Source organism: Paenochrobactrum glaciei, assembly GCF_039522165.1.
Lineage (GTDB): Bacteria > Pseudomonadota > Alphaproteobacteria > Rhizobiales > Rhizobiaceae > Paenochrobactrum > Paenochrobactrum glaciei.
Map to the genome: position 1 here is coordinate 224,084 of NZ_BAAADE010000002.1, position 16,738 is coordinate 240,821.

The following is a 16,738-nucleotide window of genomic DNA, read 5'->3' on the forward strand; positions in this document are numbered from 1 at the left end:
TTTTAAAGGCTGTCATTTGAGAAAATGGCAGCCTTTTTTATGTCTGGTTTTATGAGAATCGGCTGCACCGGCTCAAAGCAATGCCTGAAGCGGTTGCAACATTGAGACTGTCGAAATCTTCGGCCATCGGAATACGCGCAGATTGCAGCTGATTTAATATATGCGCAGGTAATCCTTGGCCTTCGGTGCCAAGCAGCAATGCACGGCGCTTGACGGGTTTGACATCATGAATATTCATCTGCCCCGACGGGCTAAGTGCCAGAATTTCAAAACCGGCTTTGACCAGCTCTGCGATAATTTCATCAATTGTGCCGCCGCGCGCATATGGAGTTTTTAAACTGGCTCCGACTGAAACACGGATTGCTTTGCGGTAAAGCGGGTCGCAGCACATTTGATCCATCAAGACAGCATCAGCTGCAAAAGCTGCTGCATTGCGGAAAATGGAGCCGACATTATCATGATTGGTCAGGCCGCATAAAACCACCACTAACGCTTCTTGGTTTAAACCGGCAATCAGCTGTGTGTGGTTGAGCACTTGCGCCTGACGGCCAACAGCCAAAATGCCACGGTGGACATGGAAGCCAGCCACCTGATCCATCACGGCGGAGGGCACGACGTAGACCGGCAGTTCCGGTGGACAAAGCGCCAGTTGCTGCTCCAGTCCGGCCAAACGGTTTTCCAAGATTAACAGGGAGAGTATCTCGAAGCGATCCGAGCGCAGAGCAACATTTAAAACCGACTTTCCCTCAGCGATGAATAATCCCTCACGCCCGACCAGATCTTTTTCTTTGATGGAACGATAAGCCGCCAGACGTTCATCATCGGCATCACTCACATGAATAATTCTATTGTTCGGAAAAGCAGCGGTCATGGGATTTCATATCGATCAGGGGAGGGAATGTTATTGGCTTTCTAACAGCTGCCGCATATTTATTGAATAGTTTATGTCAGCCAAAAACCCCACCATCTGAAATGGCAGGGTTATTAAAAAATCAGCTATTCGTTTCTTGAAGCTAAGGTTTTGAATAATACTCAAGCAAAAGCGGCGACGCGCTGATGTTCCGGTGCCTGATGGATACCGGCCAGTGTTGAGAGCATTGTTTCAATATGCGGCGAGGAAACCATATAATAGATGGTCTGTGCATCGCGGCGTGTTGAAACAAGGTTCATCGCTCTGAGTTTAGCTAAATGCTGGGACAAGGCAGACTGGCTTAAGTTGACTTCTTTCGCCAATACACCAACCGACATTTCATTATGCAGCAGCTTGTTGAGAATAAGCAGACGCTTATTATTTGCCAGTGCTGTTAGAAAATCAGCAGCATAGTCCACGTGTTGTTCGAGATTATTAAAGTTAATTTGATGCTTCATGCCGCGCTCCACCCCCGTAAGACAACATGATTAATAACTATATTTATCTCAAAATAAGTAGCTAGGAAAAATTCACTTTGCAAGCCTTTCTTGAAATTAAACGAAAAGCTTGCCGTGTTTGTTTGAAATTATCCGTCCTTATAAGGCCTGTAAGCTTGATATTATTTGAGTTTTTGCTGATGAACCATCCGTTGCATTATTTTCAAACCATACCCTTTCAACACTCTCATTGCTGCGCAAATTAAAGCCATCAGGGTCAATTGCGCTGATAATCCATGGCGAAACAGTGGTATTATTTTTGGTATATTTTTGCACGAAAACACGGATATCGTCTTTGTAAGTGCTGTTCAGCATTTCAATATCTGTTGATTCCTGTTGTGCAATGGCAGCGCTGCTATTCTGATCGCAGATGAGGTCGGCTGTGGTTAAATTAAATGCTTTGCCAAAGCCGCCATTGAGGCTTGCGCCATCCACTTCCAGCCGGAAAAAGCTGAAATCGCCAAGATCCACATAAAGCGCACCTTTAGGATTATGGCTCAGATAACGGGTGCGCAAACGCTGATAAGCTTCATGTTCACGGGTAATTTGCCGTGCTGTGCAATGAAGCGTGATGCGGGCATGCGCCATCGCATCGCCTTTACCCGGCTCTCCCACCAGTAATGAACAATGCGGATGCGCGATAAGGCTTGCTGTATGCGGGGCAAGGGCTGAAACCAGAATAAGCGGTGTGCCGTCATTGTCGGTGGCAAGGGCGACACGGCTGGCATTGGGGCGCTGCGTGGTGGCGGAGATGCAGGCAAGTGCTGCAAAACGCGCGGTGCGCATCAAACCTTTGGCAATCTGGATGGCTTGCGGGGTGGTCGGGCGGATGACGTCTTTGGTTGTTTCTGAGGTGTTTTGCATAAGATCCACGTATTTTAAATTAGCTGGTTTATAGCAGCTTACACGCATTTCCATAAAAGTAGATAATCAAATTCATGTTTTGTGGCCGGTATTGCACGGCCGTGGCCCATCAGATTGATTTAGAAAAGAATTTTTACGGCTCTGATGCAAATGGCTTTTTTATGATATTTTAGCGATAATAAATTGACCTGAACGTAATTTTCTTTCAAAATTAAGAAAGTTAGAAGAAAAATCTACTAAATCGACTGAAAAATGGTTGATATTGTAATTTAGTTCTACAGACTGAGCTTGCAAAGTTTAGTAGCACAGGTTTCGATAGGGCTTGATTGCTGAGCAATGGGGGCTCTGCAAACCGACATTTCCGTGGAGGCGGATTTACATATGAAACTTTACAAAAAATTGTTAGCAGCATCAGCACTTGCAACAATGGCAGGTGTCATCGGGATGACAGGTGCCGCTTCTGCAAAAACATTGGTTTATTGCTCAGAAGCTTCACCTGAGGGATTTGATCCTGCACCTTACACCACAGGTAACACCTTTGATGCTTCCTCCCATCCGATTTACAATCGTCTGGTAGAGTTTGAGCCGGGTGGCACCAAGGTTGTGCCAGCATTGGCTGAAAGCTGGGATGTCAGCGAAGATGGTAAGGAATATGTTTTCCATCTGCGTAAGGGCGTAAAGTATCAGACAACAGATTTCTTTACACCAAGCCGTGAATTTACCGCTGATGACGTTATCTTCTCTTTTGAACGTCAGCGCGACAAAAACAGCCCTTGGTATGAATATACCGCTGGTATTTCTTACGAATATTTCAACTCGATGGATATGACCACCCTGATCGACAAGATCGAAAAGGTGGATGACCACACCGTCAAGTTTGTGCTGACCCGTCCGGAAGCACCTTTCATTGCAAACCTCGGCATGGATTTTGCCTCTATTCTTTCCAAAGAATATGCAGACAAGCTCGAAGCGGATGGCAAGAAAGAAAACCTCAACCAGTTCCCGGTTGGTACAGGCCCTTACACATTCGTAGCCTATCAGAAAGATGCGGTTATTCGTTATAAAGCGAACCCTGATTTCTGGAAAGGCAAAGAAAAGATCGACGATCTGGTATTCGCCATCACCGTTGATCCGGGCGTGCGTATGCAGAAGCTCAAAGCAGGTGAGTGCCACATTGCCCCATATCCGGCACCAGCTGACATTGAGGGCCTCAAGGCTGACAGCAATCTGGTTGTTGACGAACAGGCTGGTCTGAACGTTGCTTATCTGGCTTACAACACCCTTGTTGCGCCTTTCGATAAGCCGGAAGTTCGCCGTGCGCTGAATCAGGCTGTCAACAAAGAAGCGATCATTGAAGCTGTGTTCCAGGGCACCGGTCAGGCTGCCAAGAACCCGATTCCACCGACAATGTGGAGCTACAATAACGCCGTTGAAGACGACAAATACGACACAGAAGCTGCTAAAAAAGTATTGGCAGAAGCTGGTCTGACAGAAATGAAGCTTTGGGCAATGCCTGTCAGCCGTCCGTATATGCCAAATGCACGTCGTGCAGCAGAGCTTATTCAGGCTGACTTGGCGAAAGCCGGCGTTAAGGCTGAAATCGTATCGATGGAATGGGGTGAATACCTCAAGAAAGCATCTGACAAAGGCCGTGATGGTGCTGTGATGCTCGGTTGGACCGGTGATAATGGTGATCCGGACAACTTCCTCGGTGCATTGCTTTCATGTGCAGGCGTTGGTGGTAACAACCGTGCACAATGGTGTAACGAAGAATTTGACGCGATTATCGCAAAAGCGAAAATCACTTCGGATCAGGAAGAACGTACCAAGCTTTATGAACAGGCTCAGGTTCTGTTCAAGGAACAGGCTCCGTGGAACACACTCGCTCACTCCACAGTCTATATGCCAATGTCCAAAAAGGTTGTTGGCTATAAGATGAGCCCGCTGGGTGCGCACCGATTTGACGGTGTTGATCTTTCCGAGTAATCCGTAAAGGGGAAATACCGGGCGCTGAACTCTTCAAAGGTTCAGCGCCCGGTTTTCAATTGGACAATGATACGTTTTATTCTTGGCAAGATTTTATATCTTATTCCAACCTTCATCGGCATCACGATCGTCGCTTTCGGCTTTGTGCGTGTTTTGCCCGGTGATCCGGTTTTGCTGATGGCCGGTGAGCGCGGGCTTTCGCCTGAGCGCCATGCGCAGCTTTTGGAGCAGTTTGGCTTCCATCGTCCCTTATGGGAACAATATTTAGACTATGTCTGGAAACTTCTGCACGGCGATTTTGGCGCGTCAATCGTGACGAAAGTGCCGGTGTTGACAGAGTTTTTCACACTTTTTCCCGCAACATTAGAACTTAGTATCTGTGCGATTATCGTGGCGGTGCTGATCGGTGTTCCGGCAGGCGTTTTGGCAGCTGTCAAACGCGGATCATGGTTTGACCAGACATCGATGGGTGTCGCTCTTGTTGGTTATTCTATGCCGATTTTCTGGTGGGGTCTGTTGCTGATCATCCTGTTTTCAGGGATCTTGCAGTGGACACCGGTTTCGGGTCGTATTTCGCTGATGTATTATTTCCCTTCCGTCACCGGTTTCATGCTGATCGACAGCCTTCTGTCGGGTCAGAAGGGCGCTTTTGCATCTGCGGCTTCGCATCTGATTTTGCCGACCATTGTGCTGGCAACCATTCCGCTGGCGGTTATCGCCCGTCAGACACGCTCAGCCATGCTGGAAGTGTTGGGGGAGGATTACGTCCGCACAGCCCGTGCCAAGGGCTTGCCGCTGCGTCGGGTGATCGGTCTTCATGCGCTGCGTAATGCGCTGATACCGGTGATTACCACGATTGGTTTGCAGGTTGGCGTTTTGATGGCCGGTGCGATTTTGACCGAAACGATTTTCTCATGGCCTGGTATCGGTAAATGGATGCTCGATTCCATTTCGCGTCGTGACTATCCGGTCGTACAGGGCGGTTTGCTGCTGATTGCGATGATGGTTATGGCCGTTAACTTGATCGTTGACCTTCTCTATGGTCTGATCAATCCGCGTATCCGCCATAAGTGAGGCTGTTATGAGTGAAGTAACTGTTCAGACGGAAACCTCAGATGCGCCATCAACTATGCGCGGTTTGAAGGATTTCTGGTTTTATTTTAGTGTGAACCGCGGTGCGGTGATCGGTCTTTTTGTGTTTACGGCAATCATTCTGGTGGCAATTTTTGCACCAATTGTTGCCCCACATAATCCGACCGAGCAATATCGCGAGTTTATGTTGCGTCCGCCATTCTGGCAGGATGGTGGCTTATGGAGCTTTCCGCTCGGCACTGATGCGGTGGGTCGTGATATTCTCTCGCGTCTGATTTATGGTGCACAATATTCGCTGCTCGTGGGCTTTGTCATTGTGGTGATCGCCATGTGCGTGGGTATCACAATCGGCCTTTTGTCCGGCTTTTTCAGCGGTGCGGTTGATAATATCTTCATGCGCATTATGGACGTGATGCTTGCATTCCCGTCATTGCTGCTGGCGCTGGTGATGGTTGCCATTTTGGGGCCTGGCCTCATCAATGCGGTGATTGCAATTACGCTCGTTCTGCTGCCACACTTCTCGCGCTTGACGCGTGCGGCGGTTATGGCTGAAAAAGAGCGTGAATATGTCATTGCTGCCAAGCTTGCAGGTGCCAAAAAACTGCGCCTGATGTTTAAAACCATTTTGCCAAACTGCTTGGCACCATTGGTTGTGCAGGCAACTTTGTCTTTCTCCAATGCGATTTTGGACGTTGCAGCGCTGGGCTTTTTAGGCATGGGTGCACAGCCACCGACACCGGAATGGGGCACAATGCTGGCCGAAGCCCGCGAGTTTATCTTGCGCGCCTGGTGGGTGGTGACATTCCCGGGGCTGGCTATTCTGATTACAGTGCTGGCAATTAATCTGATCGGTGACGGCTTGCGTGATGCGCTTGATCCGAAGCTGAAAAGGAGCTGATCGATGGCTCTGTTGGATATTAAAAACCTTACCGTTTCTTTTGAAACATCGACAGGCCCGTTTAAGGCCGTGGATGGCATTGATATTACGGTTGATAAAGGTGAAGTGCTGGCGATTGTTGGTGAATCCGGCTCCGGTAAATCTGTTGGCATGTTGGCGGTGATGGGCTTGTTGCCGAAAACCGCAACGGTCACTGCTGACAAGATGGAGTTTGAAGGCCGCAATCTTTTGACGCTCAGCGATAGCGAGCGCCGCTTAATTATCGGTCGTGAAATTTCGATGATCTTTCAGGAGCCGATTGCCAGTCTTAACCCATGCTTCACTGTGGGCTTCCAGTTGCAGGAAGTGCTGCGCCAGCATATGGGCATGAATAAAGCGGATGCCCGTGCCCGCTCGATTGAACTCTTGGAATTAGTTGGCATCCGTGATGCGGGTGATCGTCTTGGCAGCTATCCGCACCAGATGTCAGGCGGCCAGTGCCAGCGTGTGATGATCGCGATTGCGATTGCCTGTAATCCGAAGTTGTTGATTGCCGATGAGCCGACCACCGCTTTGGACGTGACCATTCAGAAGCAGATCCTTGATCTGCTGATGCGGTTGCAGACCGAGCATGGCATGGGCTTGATCATGATCACCCATGATATGGGTGTGGTGGCGGAAACCGCTGATCGTGTGATTGTGCAATATAAAGGCCACAAGATGGAAGATGCGGATGTGCTCTCGCTATTTACAGCGCCTAAGAGTGCTTATACGCGCGCACTTCTTTCGGCATTGCCGGAAAACGCAACAGGCGACCGTTTGCCGACTGTTTCGGATTTCGTCTTTGATGCACCGCGCGCAGGAGGTGCGGCATGAGTGAAGTTGTTTTGGAAGCACGCGATATTGTGCGTGACTATCATGTACCGGGTGGTTTGTTCGGCAAAGCTAAAACCGTGCATGCGGTCAAGGGTGTCAATTTCACCGTTGAGAAGGGCAAAACCCTTGCAATCGTTGGTGAAAGCGGCTGCGGTAAGTCAACGCTTGCCCGTATCCTGACGTTGATTGATCCGCAAACGTCCGGCACACTGCTGATTGACGGCAAGGATGTGAATATTGAACGCGACGGTTTGACACCGGAAATGCGCCAGAAGGTGCAGATCGTGTTTCAAAATCCATATGGATCGCTCAACCCGCGTCAGAAAATCGGTGACGTGTTGGCCGAGCCTTTGCTGCTCAACACCAATATGCGCGCGGCAGAACGCCGTGAAAAAGCGATGGAAATGTTGCTGAAGGTTGGTTTGGGGCGTGAGCATTTCAACCGCTATCCGCATATGTTTTCCGGTGGTCAGCGTCAGCGTATCGCGATTGCCCGTGCATTAATGCTGAGCCCGAGCCTGCTGGTGTTGGATGAGCCGGTATCAGCACTTGATCTTTCTGTGCAGGCGCAGGTTCTCAATCTGCTTTCTGATTTGCAGGAAGAGTTCAATCTGACTTACGTGTTCATCAGCCACGATCTCTCGGTGGTGCGTTACATCGCTGATGATGTGATGGTGATGTATTTCGGTGAAGTGGTTGAATATGGCTCACGCGATGACGTGTTCAACAATCCGCAGCATGATTACACCAAGAAGCTGTTTTCAGCGACACCGCGTGCCGATGTTGAAACCATCAAAGCACGCGTGGCAGCACGCGCCAGAGCGCGCGCTTTGGCTGCTTCTGCGTAAAACAGGCACTGTGTTTAAATGAAAAAAACCGCCGGATTGCTCCGGCGGTTTTTTTATTTGATAAGCAGATTTTTTTAAGATTGCTGGTGCCATGCAAGGGCGCGGACAATCTCATCCGATGAGATTTTGCCCAAAATTTTGCCATTATCGACAATGCCGACATCGCCGCCATTTTGTGCAATTGCATTCATCAGATCACGCACAGGTGTTTCTGGTCTGGCTGTTGCCGCAAACGGACGCGCCGGGCTGTTACGATCAAGCGGTGACATGATGTCGGCCGCACGCAATACGCCAAGCGGGTTCATATGGGTAACAAAATCCGCCACATATTGGCTAGCCGGGTTAAGCAAAATATCCTGCGGTGTGCCGCATTGAACAATGCGCCCGCCATCCATAATGGCAATGCGATTGCCAAGTTTCATCGCTTCATCAAGATCATGGCTGACAAAGACAATGGTCTTTTTCAAGCGGGATTGCAAAAGCAGCAATTCATCCTGAAGGCGGGTGCGGATCAGCGGATCAAGAGCAGAAAACGGCTCATCCATCAGCAAAATCGGGGCGCCGGTTGCAAAGGCACGAGCGAGACCCACGCGCTGCTGCATACCGCCGGACAATTCGCTGACCTTATGACAGGCCCAATCTTGCAGACCAACCAGCTCCAGCTGCTCATGAGCCAGAGCCAGACGTTCGGCTTTTTTGATGCCGTTGATTTCGAGGCCGAAAGCGACATTTTCAACGACAGTGCGCCAAGGCAACAGGCTGAACTGCTGAAACACCATCGAGACGATTTCAGTGCGCAGCTGTCGCAAGGTTTTGCGGTCGGCATTAACCACATCGACAGGGCCGTTTTTGCCTTGCAGTGAAACATGGCCACGTGCCACCGGTATCAAACGGTTGATCGCACGTAAGAGCGTGGACTTGCCCGAACCGGACAAGCCCATCAATACCAGCATTTCACCTTCGGCAATTTGCAAATCACAATTGTGAACGCCCAAAACCTGATTGGTCGCGGTTTGAATTTCTGCTCTGGACAGACCTTCATCGGCAAGGGTCAGAACCTTTTGCGGCTGTTTGCCAAACACGATAGAAACATCGTTCAGGTCTATCATGCTCATTTATTTATTCCTTAACTGAGCGGAAAATCCGATCAAGCACGATGGCCACCACAACGATAACCAATCCTGCCTCAAAGCCGAGTGCGGTGTTAACGGAGTTGAGCGCGCGTACCACTGGTACACCCAAACCGTCAGCGCCAACCAGTGCAGCAATCACAACCATCGACAAGGAAAGCATGATGGTTTGTGTCAGCCCAACCAGAATTTGCGGCATAGCGTATGGCAGTTCAATTTTCCATAGCAATTGACGTCTTGTAGCACCAAAAGCTTCACCGGCTTCAATCAGATGTTCCGGTGTGGATGAAATGCCTAAATGGGTGAGGCGGATCGGGGCGGGCAGCACGAAAATGGCTGTCGCCAAAAGACCCGGCACCATGCCAATGCCGAAAAACACAATTGCCGGAATAAGATAAACGAATGTCGGCAATGTCTGCATCAGATCGAGCACAGGACGCATGAAGGCGTAAAGCGTCGGGCGATGCGCGGCAGCAATGCCAAGCGGCACGCCGATCAGCATGCATAAGAAACAGGCCGAGAGCACAAGGGTGAGTGTCTCTAAGGTCTGATCCCAATAGCCTTGGTTGAGGATGAAAAGAAAGCCGAGCACTGTCAGCACTGCCACGGTAATACGGCGTTGCAGCCCCCAAGCGATGAGTGCAAAAATGGCAATCAGAATGAACGGATGAGGTGCTTTGAGTGCAAAAAGCAAACCATCAATCAGTGTTTGCATCACTGCTGCAAGTGCATCAAACAGACCGCCCAGATTATTAGTGAGCCAGTCTACGATTGTTTTGGCGGTACGACCCACCGGAATTTTATTGTCCGTCAGCCAGTCCAACGAAATGTCTCCTGCTGCGTTTTAATGAAAATAAAGCTTAAACGATAATTGAAAACGGCGGGGTTAAAGCAAAAATGCACCCCGCCTGCAATCCTATAATTTAACTTAAAGACCGAATGCCGCTTTGGCAGCTTCCAAACCATCTTTGCCGTCAACAGTGGTGACGCCATCAAGCCATTTGTCGAGTGAAGCCGGATTAGCCTTAATCCATGCTTTGGCAGCCTTGGCCGGATCTTCACCATCATCAAGGATTTTGCCCATGATCTGGTTTTCCATATCAAGCTGGAATTCCAGATTGGTGAGGAATTTACCGACATTCGGGCATTCCTCAGCGTAGCCGGCACGGATATTGGTTTCAACAGTTGCGCCGCCTAAGTTTGGCCCGAAGAAATCATCGCCGCCGGTGAGATACACCATGTCAAAATTGCTGTTCATCGGATGTGGTTCCCATCCAAGAAAGACAATCGGCTTTTTGTTTTTGATGTTTTTGGCTACCTGCGCCAGCATGCCTTGCTCTGATGATTCTGCCAGTGAGAAGGATTTCAGATCAAAGGCATTTTTCTCAATCATATCGAGAATAAGACGGTTGCCGTCATTGCCCGGCTCGATGCCATAAATTTTGCCGTCAAGCTCGTCTTTAAACTTGGCGATATCGGCAAAGTCTTTCAGGCCTGCATCATAAGTTGCCTGTGGCACAGCCAGCGTATATTTGGCGCCGGTCAGGTTCACACGCAGGGTTTCAACGGTTTTATCGTCAAGATATGGCTGCAAATCTGCGGTCATGGACGGGTTCCAGTAGCCAAGGAACACATCAATGTCTTTTTTGCTCAAAGACGCATAGGTGACAGGTACGGATAAAACCTTCAATTCAGGTTTATAGCCGAGGGTTTTGAGGATTTCGGTTGTCACTGCTGTGGTGGAGGTAATGTCCGTCCAGCCCACATCGGAAAAACGTATGGTCGAGCAACTGGCTGGTTCGGCTGCAAGTGCTGTGCTGGCAGGCATCAGGCTGGTAACGGCGATTGCGCACAGGCCGAGCGACACTGCATAGTCAGTTACGGATTTCATTGTTAATCTCTCCATTGTCCGGTTTTTCAATTTAATTTTCCCGGTTCCGTTTGATTAGCAAATAACAGATGAATTGCTTTAGTTCTACGAGGGATTTGACCCTAAAACGGAAATGTTCCTGTTTTACACGCAGAATAAACGCGCGCTGAAAACAGATGGATTGCCCGCGAATGCAAGGATTGCATCCGCATGAAGGCTTGCGAAAACAGGGGCGATGTTACGGATTAAGCGCGTAATCGCAAGTTTTTATTGAAAAAACATATATTTTGAGGGTTATTTTGATGTGGCTGCTTGTTGAAAACGGATTTAGTTTCTATTTCAATTGCAGGTAAAGATATAATGCTCGCATAGAAATTGTGAGTAGATTTAAGTGTTTGATAAAAGGCTTGGCTGTTTGGCTTGAGCGCGGCGTGTAAGAGGGAAGAAGCAGTATGTGGAATGGTATTGTCGGCGTCGTTTCTTTCATCTGGCGCTTGCTGGCAGCGATCGGTCGGGTGATTGCAGTGCCGCTTGGTGCGCTGTGGCGGCTTTATTTGCGCCTTGGTTTGCTTTGGAGAGCTGGTATCGGCGTTGTGGTGCTCGGTATTGTGTTCCTCTACGGCTATTTTATCTGGCAGACCCAAGTCTGGACAAATTTTGATCCAGACTATCCGTCAAAATATACCTATCAAACGGCAACCACACCGGGTGAAAAGATCAATAAGACGATCACACCTTTAATTCAGCCGGCACCTGAAACTCCGGTGACTGAACCGGTTAAGCCTGAAGAAGGTTTGGATACTACATCGGAAACAACTCCGGAAACGACACCAACCGATACGGCTGATGAGCCAAAGCCGGACACAACAAATATGCCAATGCAGGCGGCAAATTTGCCGGTGAGTGAAAAGTCTTGCGCGATTTCGGCGATTGCTGAAGTGACTGCCGATCTGACTGATTTTAACGTCAATCAGAATGCGTGGATTTCATCCATGGTGCTTTATAAGGCTGGTTTTTTTGGAATGGATTGGGACAGAACCCCGTTTCTTGACAATAAAGCCTCCTTCCAACGCGGCATCAATGCTGCTGTGCGCCGCACAACCGTTGAACTGGTTGATAATCTGGGGCGTCTGCGTGGTACATCGCAGGTCGATAATGACTTGCAAAAAGCCCGCGGCAATATGCAGTTTGCCGAAGATTCATGGTATTTCGGCTTGAGCCCGTTTGGCCCGAAAACACCGACACCGAGCTATTATCGCTCGGCGATCAAAGATATCCGTAATTTCAACAAGCGTCTGGAAAATTGTGAAGCCGTGTTTGATGCGCGCGCTGACAATCTGATCCAGTATATTGACCGTATTGCCAATGATCTGGGCTCGACTTCGGCGATTTTGAAAGATCGCGCCGAGAATTATCATGCCGGTTGGTTTGATACCCGTGCCGATGATCGATTCTGGTTCTCTTATGGTCAGCTTTACGCTTATTATGGTTTGTTGCGTGCAGCGCATTCCGATTTCCGTTCGGTTCTGTCAGAGAAGCATCTCGACAGTATCTGGGATTCGATGGAAAAGCAGTTGCGCGATGCTTTGGATATGCAGCCGACCATTGTTTCCAATGGCCGTCAGGATGCGTGGTTTACACCGTCTCATCTGACCACAATGGGCTTTTACATTTTGCGCGTCCGCTCCAATCTGGTTGATATCAGACAGGTTCTGGAACGCTGATTTTAAGGTGATTTGACTTCATGGAACTACCGGCACGGTTACGTCAGGGGGTGGATAGCCTCCTGAACGGTGTAGCATTGACTGATTTGCAGCGCGCTTCCGATATTTTATCGAAGCGCTATCGTGCCGAGACGCGTGACGGGCGGTTGCATTTGTCGGACGAGATGGCAGCCTATGCTTATCTGGCAGCCCGTTTACCTGCCACCTATGCGGCGGTGTTTTCAAGCCTTGATTATGCAGCCGAACTGCGCCCTGAATTTAGTCCGTCATCGCTTCTCGATGTGGGGGCGGGGCCGGGCACTGTTTTATGGGCGGCTTCACAATGCTGGCCGGAACTGCGACAGGCAACATTGATGGAAGCAAGCAATGCTATCCGTGCGGTGGGCTCCAAACTTTCTGATGAAGCAGGGCTTGATAAAGTTGACTGGGTGGCGCGTGACATTGTTAAAGAACGCACCCCTTTGCCAAAAGCCGATCTGGTCACATTGGCCTATGTGCTGGATGAGCTGTCGGCAGCGGAGCGCAGCGATTTGATTGCGCGTCTCTGGTCGGCCTGTGATAATATGTTTGTGCTCATTGAGCCGGGCACACCTGCCGGCTGGCAGCGGATTATGGATGCACGTGCGCAGTTGATAGAAGCTGGTGCTTTTATAGTTGCGCCATGTCCGCATCATGAGGCTTGCGCGATTGAAGGTTCTGATTGGTGTCATTTCTCCAGACGTGTGGCGCGGTCGAAATTACATCGCCTGACCAAACAAGCCGATGTACCGTGGGAAGATGAGAAATATATCTATCTCGCTGTGTCACGCTTTGAAGGCGAGCGGGCGCAAAACCGTGTGCTGGCACCGGTTAAAACCAGCAGTGGTAAGGCGGAACTGAAGCTTTGCCGCCATGATGGCGTGATTGCTCAGCAAACGATCACCAAACGGGACGGCGACTTGTTTAAACAGGCGCGCCGTGCTGATTGGGGCGATGCATTGTAAATACAGGTTGTATTGCTCTTTTGATGAGTTAAATGGGCTTTATAGCGGTATTTCAAATGCTTAGTCTTGATTTGAAAAATTAATGCAGCCTGATAAAAATACGTATTGCATTTAAATACAACCTATAGTAGTTGTTGGGTGTACTTAATTTATACCATACGTATTTATTGCTTCGATGGCGTTGCATTTTAATACCAACAACGTCTTCACATACAGGCAGCAGCATTCGGGAATTCGCGGCCTGATTTGCTCAACCTTTGAGCTTTTATACGTCCGGCTTGTTTATCAGGCCGGACTTTTTATTTGCGTATGATGCAATGGTACGTTTGCTGCTGGAGCGGGTGATTGAACATTGTTTGCAATCTTAATTTCTGCTCTTGCAGGGGTGGCTTTATAAAGATCAGCAGATGACGTGAAAACTGTCACTTTTGACAAGTCTGTTAACTTTCTTTTTTGCTCATGCATTTTTGCAGTTGCCTTCATGCTTGTCGCGAGCTATCAAACTGACATGTACAAGTCGCACATCCTCATGAATGGTTGGTGGTGGGTCCGTTAACAGCGGCCGTGAGAACACTTGTGCATAAGCGAAAGTGAAGTTTGGGGTCGCAACGGGTAAACCGGGCGGCCTTTTTGTTTGCCCGTATCCTTAAAACGACTTCCAGAAAATGCATGATTTGAAGACATGCGGACAGGATCAGATCAGCTTTTTGAAAAGTTTGATCAAGGCAAACAGAACGGTTCATGACTATGACTAAAATGTCGAAGATCGAAACACATACACATCTGAGCCAAGGTGGTATTACGGTTGAGCGCGTACGCCAGCTGATCGATTATAAAGGCGCCATCGAGCAGCGCATTGATGTTTTGAACACGCGCCGTGGCGCGGTTTTTTCGTCTAACTATGAATATCCTGGTCGCTATACCCGCTGGGATACCGCCATTATCGATCCGCCTGTTGTCATCACTGCCAATGGCCGTGTCATGCGTATCGAAGCTTTGAATAAGCGCGGCGAAGTGCTGCTGGCGCCGATTTTAAAAGTGTTGCAGGCCATAAATGCTGTGACCATCGATCAGCAGAATACAACCCGTATTGATCTGACTGTTGCCGAGCCGAAGGGCGTTTTTTCTGAAGAAGAACGCTCCCGTATGCCATCGGTTTTCACGGTGCTACGTGCGATTGTTGCGCTGTTCTTCTCTGAGGAAGATGCCAATTTAGGTCTTTATGGTGCTTTTGGTTATGATCTGGCTTTCCAGTTCGACAAAATTGATTTCAAGATGAAGCGTCCGGATGATCAGCGCGATCTGGTGCTGTTCATTCCTGATGAGATTGTCATCGTTGACCATTACTCCACTAAGGCATGGGTGGATTCTTATGAATTTAGCATTGATGGCAAGGGCACGCACGGTCTGGCGCGTGAAACGCCGTCAAAAGTCTTTGAGCCTTCAACTGAAAATCCGGGACGTGGTGACCATCAGCCCGGTGAATATGCGCAGCTTGTTGAAAAAGCCAAAGATAGTTTCAAGCGCGGTGATCTGTTTGAAGTGGTGCCGGGGCAGACATTCTATGAGCGCTGCGAAAGCCAGCCGTCTGAAATTTTCCGTCGTCTGAAAAGCACCAATCCGTCACCTTATTCCTTCTTCATCAATTTAGGTGAAGATGAATATCTGGTGGGTGCATCACCGGAAATGTTCGTGCGTGTTAATGGCCGTCGCATTGAAACATGCCCGATTTCCGGTACGATCAAGCGCGGTGAAAATGCGATTTCGGATTCGGAGCAGATTTTGAAACTGCTCAATTCGAAAAAGGACGAATCCGAACTGACCATGTGCTCGGATGTGGATCGTAACGATAAAAGCCGCGTGTGCGATCCGGGTTCGGTGCGGGTGATCGGACGCCGTCAGATTGAAATGTATTCGCGCCTCATTCATACGGTTGATCATATTGAAGGCCGCTTGCGTGCCGACATGGATGCTTTTGATGGGTTCCTCAGCCACGCATGGGCGGTGACAGTCACTGGTGCGCCAAAATTATGGGCGATGCGCTTTATTGAGAATCATGAAAAAAGCCCGCGTGCATGGTATGGCGGCGCGGTTGGCATGATGCATTTTAATGGCGATATGAATACCGGCCTGACCTTGCGCACTGTGCGGATTAAAGATGGTGTAGCACAGGTGCGTGCCGGTGCAACATTGCTTTATGATTCAAACCCGCAGGAAGAAGAGGCCGAGACCGAATTGAAGGCCTCTGCTATGCTGGCAGCTATTCGTGAGGCACATAAAGTGCAGGCAGAAACACAAAAACAGGAAGCGGAAATGGTCGGGCAGGGCACCAATATTCTTCTGGTGGATCATGAAGATTCATTCGTGCATACATTGGCGAATTATTTCCGTCAGACAGGCGCGAAAGTTTCCACTGTTCGTGCACCGGTCACTGATGCGGTTTTTGATGAAGTGAAGCCGCATCTGGTTGTGCTGTCACCGGGGCCTGGTACACCTTCCGACTTTAATTGCACGGCCACGATTGAAGCGGCACGCGCACGCAAAATGCCAATCTTTGGTGTGTGTTTGGGGCTTCAGGCACTGACAGAGGCCTTTGGCGGCAAGCTTAATCAGCTGGATATTCCGGTGCATGGCAAGCCGTCGCCGATCAATATTTTGAAGGCTGGCACGGTTTTTGCCGGATTGCCGCAAAGCTTTAATGTCGGTCGCTATCATTCGCTGCATGCCGATCCGAAACATTTACCGGATGTGTTTGATGTAACGGCAGTGACGGAAGACGGTATCATTATGGGTATTGAGCACAAAAATGAGCCGATTGCGGCGGTGCAATTCCATCCGGAATCCATCATGACTTTTGAAGATGAAGCAGGTATGCGGATGATTGAAAATGTTGTGACGGGGTTGGTGGCTAAAGCCCGCGCATAAATATTAGGTTAATCTAATAAACTGCTGATAAATCTGTTATCCCCCGTTGCTTTTGAGCGGCGGGGGTTTCGGTTTTCAGTTTGTTTCGGTATAGAGAATGTGCTTACCGAGTTCGAAGCACGTAATTAATGACAATTTTAAAGCGTTTTCAGGCAT

The 16,738-nt window shown here is 49.1% G+C and carries 15 protein-coding genes; 8 read left to right on the forward strand and 7 right to left on the reverse strand.

The window, feature by feature from the left end:
• Window positions 1-49 precede the first annotated feature (49 nt).
• The 3 genes from ABDZ76_RS07410 to ABDZ76_RS07420 all read right to left on the reverse strand — a co-directional run bounded on the left by ABDZ76_RS07410 (window position 50) and on the right by ABDZ76_RS07420 (window position 2,271).
• Window positions 50-871, reverse strand: a complete 822-nt coding sequence (locus ABDZ76_RS07410) for a TrmH family RNA methyltransferase (RefSeq protein ID WP_343803795.1) — start codon at window positions 869-871, stop codon at window positions 50-52.
• A 161-nt stretch (window positions 872-1,032) separates the two neighbouring features.
• A complete protein-coding gene (locus ABDZ76_RS07415) occupies window positions 1,033-1,368 on the reverse strand; it encodes an ArsR/SmtB family transcription factor (RefSeq protein WP_343803798.1) in 336 nt (111 codons plus the stop codon).
• Between the two features lie 138 nt (window positions 1,369-1,506).
• On the reverse strand, window positions 1,507-2,271 hold the full coding sequence (locus ABDZ76_RS07420; protein ID WP_343803802.1) for a HugZ family pyridoxamine 5'-phosphate oxidase: 765 nt from the start codon (window positions 2,269-2,271) through the stop codon (window positions 1,507-1,509).
• A 381-nt stretch (window positions 2,272-2,652) separates the two neighbouring features.
• On the opposite strand from ABDZ76_RS07420, the gene ABDZ76_RS07425 reads away from it, so the two are divergent.
• From ABDZ76_RS07425 to ABDZ76_RS07445, 5 genes are all read left to right on the forward strand, one after another.
• A complete protein-coding gene (locus tag ABDZ76_RS07425) occupies window positions 2,653-4,257 on the forward strand; it encodes an ABC transporter substrate-binding protein (protein WP_343803805.1) in 1,605 nt (534 codons plus the stop codon).
• Window positions 4,258-4,323: 66 nt separating this feature from the next.
• A complete protein-coding gene (locus tag ABDZ76_RS07430; protein WP_343803808.1) occupies window positions 4,324-5,331 on the forward strand; it encodes an ABC transporter permease subunit in 1,008 nt (335 codons plus the stop codon).
• Between the two features lie 7 nt (window positions 5,332-5,338).
• Complete coding sequence (locus tag ABDZ76_RS07435; RefSeq protein WP_343803811.1) at window positions 5,339-6,247, forward strand: ABC transporter permease subunit; 909 nt, start codon at window positions 5,339-5,341, stop codon at window positions 6,245-6,247.
• A 3-nt stretch (window positions 6,248-6,250) separates the two neighbouring features.
• Window positions 6,251-7,102, forward strand: a complete 852-nt coding sequence (locus ABDZ76_RS07440; protein ID WP_343803814.1) for an ABC transporter ATP-binding protein — start codon at window positions 6,251-6,253, stop codon at window positions 7,100-7,102.
• Window positions 7,099-7,950 (forward strand): dipeptide ABC transporter ATP-binding protein, encoded by an 852-nt coding sequence (locus ABDZ76_RS07445; RefSeq protein ID WP_343803817.1) that lies wholly within the window; start codon window positions 7,099-7,101, stop codon window positions 7,948-7,950. Before ABDZ76_RS07440 ends, ABDZ76_RS07445 begins: the two co-directional genes overlap by 4 nt.
• Before the next feature lie 74 nt (window positions 7,951-8,024).
• Here the strand turns inward: ABDZ76_RS07445 and choV are convergent, their stop codons facing one another.
• The 3 genes from choV to ABDZ76_RS07460 form a co-directional block, all read right to left on the reverse strand.
• Window positions 8,025-9,065, reverse strand: coding sequence for a choline ABC transporter ATP-binding protein (gene choV, locus ABDZ76_RS07450; RefSeq protein ID WP_343803820.1), 1,041 nt, complete (start codon window positions 9,063-9,065; stop codon window positions 8,025-8,027).
• 4 nt (window positions 9,066-9,069) lie between these two features.
• A complete protein-coding gene (choW, locus tag ABDZ76_RS07455) occupies window positions 9,070-9,903 on the reverse strand; it encodes a choline ABC transporter permease subunit (protein ID WP_343803823.1) in 834 nt (277 codons plus the stop codon).
• A 105-nt stretch (window positions 9,904-10,008) separates the two neighbouring features.
• The gene (locus ABDZ76_RS07460; RefSeq protein WP_374844584.1) at window positions 10,009-10,908 is read right to left on the reverse strand and encodes a choline ABC transporter substrate-binding protein; all 900 of its coding nucleotides are present in this window, start codon (window positions 10,906-10,908) and stop codon (window positions 10,009-10,011) included.
• A gap of 494 nt (window positions 10,909-11,402) precedes the next feature.
• Between ABDZ76_RS07460 and ABDZ76_RS07465 the strand changes: the two genes are divergently transcribed.
• Both ABDZ76_RS07465 and ABDZ76_RS07470 read left to right on the forward strand, forming a co-directional pair.
• Window positions 11,403-12,674, forward strand: a complete 1,272-nt coding sequence (locus tag ABDZ76_RS07465; RefSeq protein WP_343803829.1) for a DUF2333 family protein — start codon at window positions 11,403-11,405, stop codon at window positions 12,672-12,674.
• A gap of 20 nt (window positions 12,675-12,694) precedes the next feature.
• Entirely contained in the window at window positions 12,695-13,657 is a 963-nt protein-coding gene (locus ABDZ76_RS07470; protein ID WP_343803832.1) for a small ribosomal subunit Rsm22 family protein, read from the forward strand.
• Between the two features lie 285 nt (window positions 13,658-13,942).
• On the opposite strand, the gene ABDZ76_RS07475 is transcribed toward ABDZ76_RS07470, so the two are convergent.
• On the reverse strand, window positions 13,943-14,140 hold the full coding sequence (locus tag ABDZ76_RS07475) for a hypothetical protein (protein ID WP_343803835.1): 198 nt from the start codon (window positions 14,138-14,140) through the stop codon (window positions 13,943-13,945).
• 264 nt (window positions 14,141-14,404) lie between these two features.
• Here ABDZ76_RS07475 and ABDZ76_RS07480 point away from each other — a divergent pair, with 264 nt between their 5' ends.
• Window positions 14,405-16,582, forward strand: a complete 2,178-nt coding sequence (locus tag ABDZ76_RS07480) for an anthranilate synthase component I (protein ID WP_374844585.1) — start codon at window positions 14,405-14,407, stop codon at window positions 16,580-16,582.
• The last annotated feature ends 156 nt before the right edge of the window (window positions 16,583-16,738 follow it).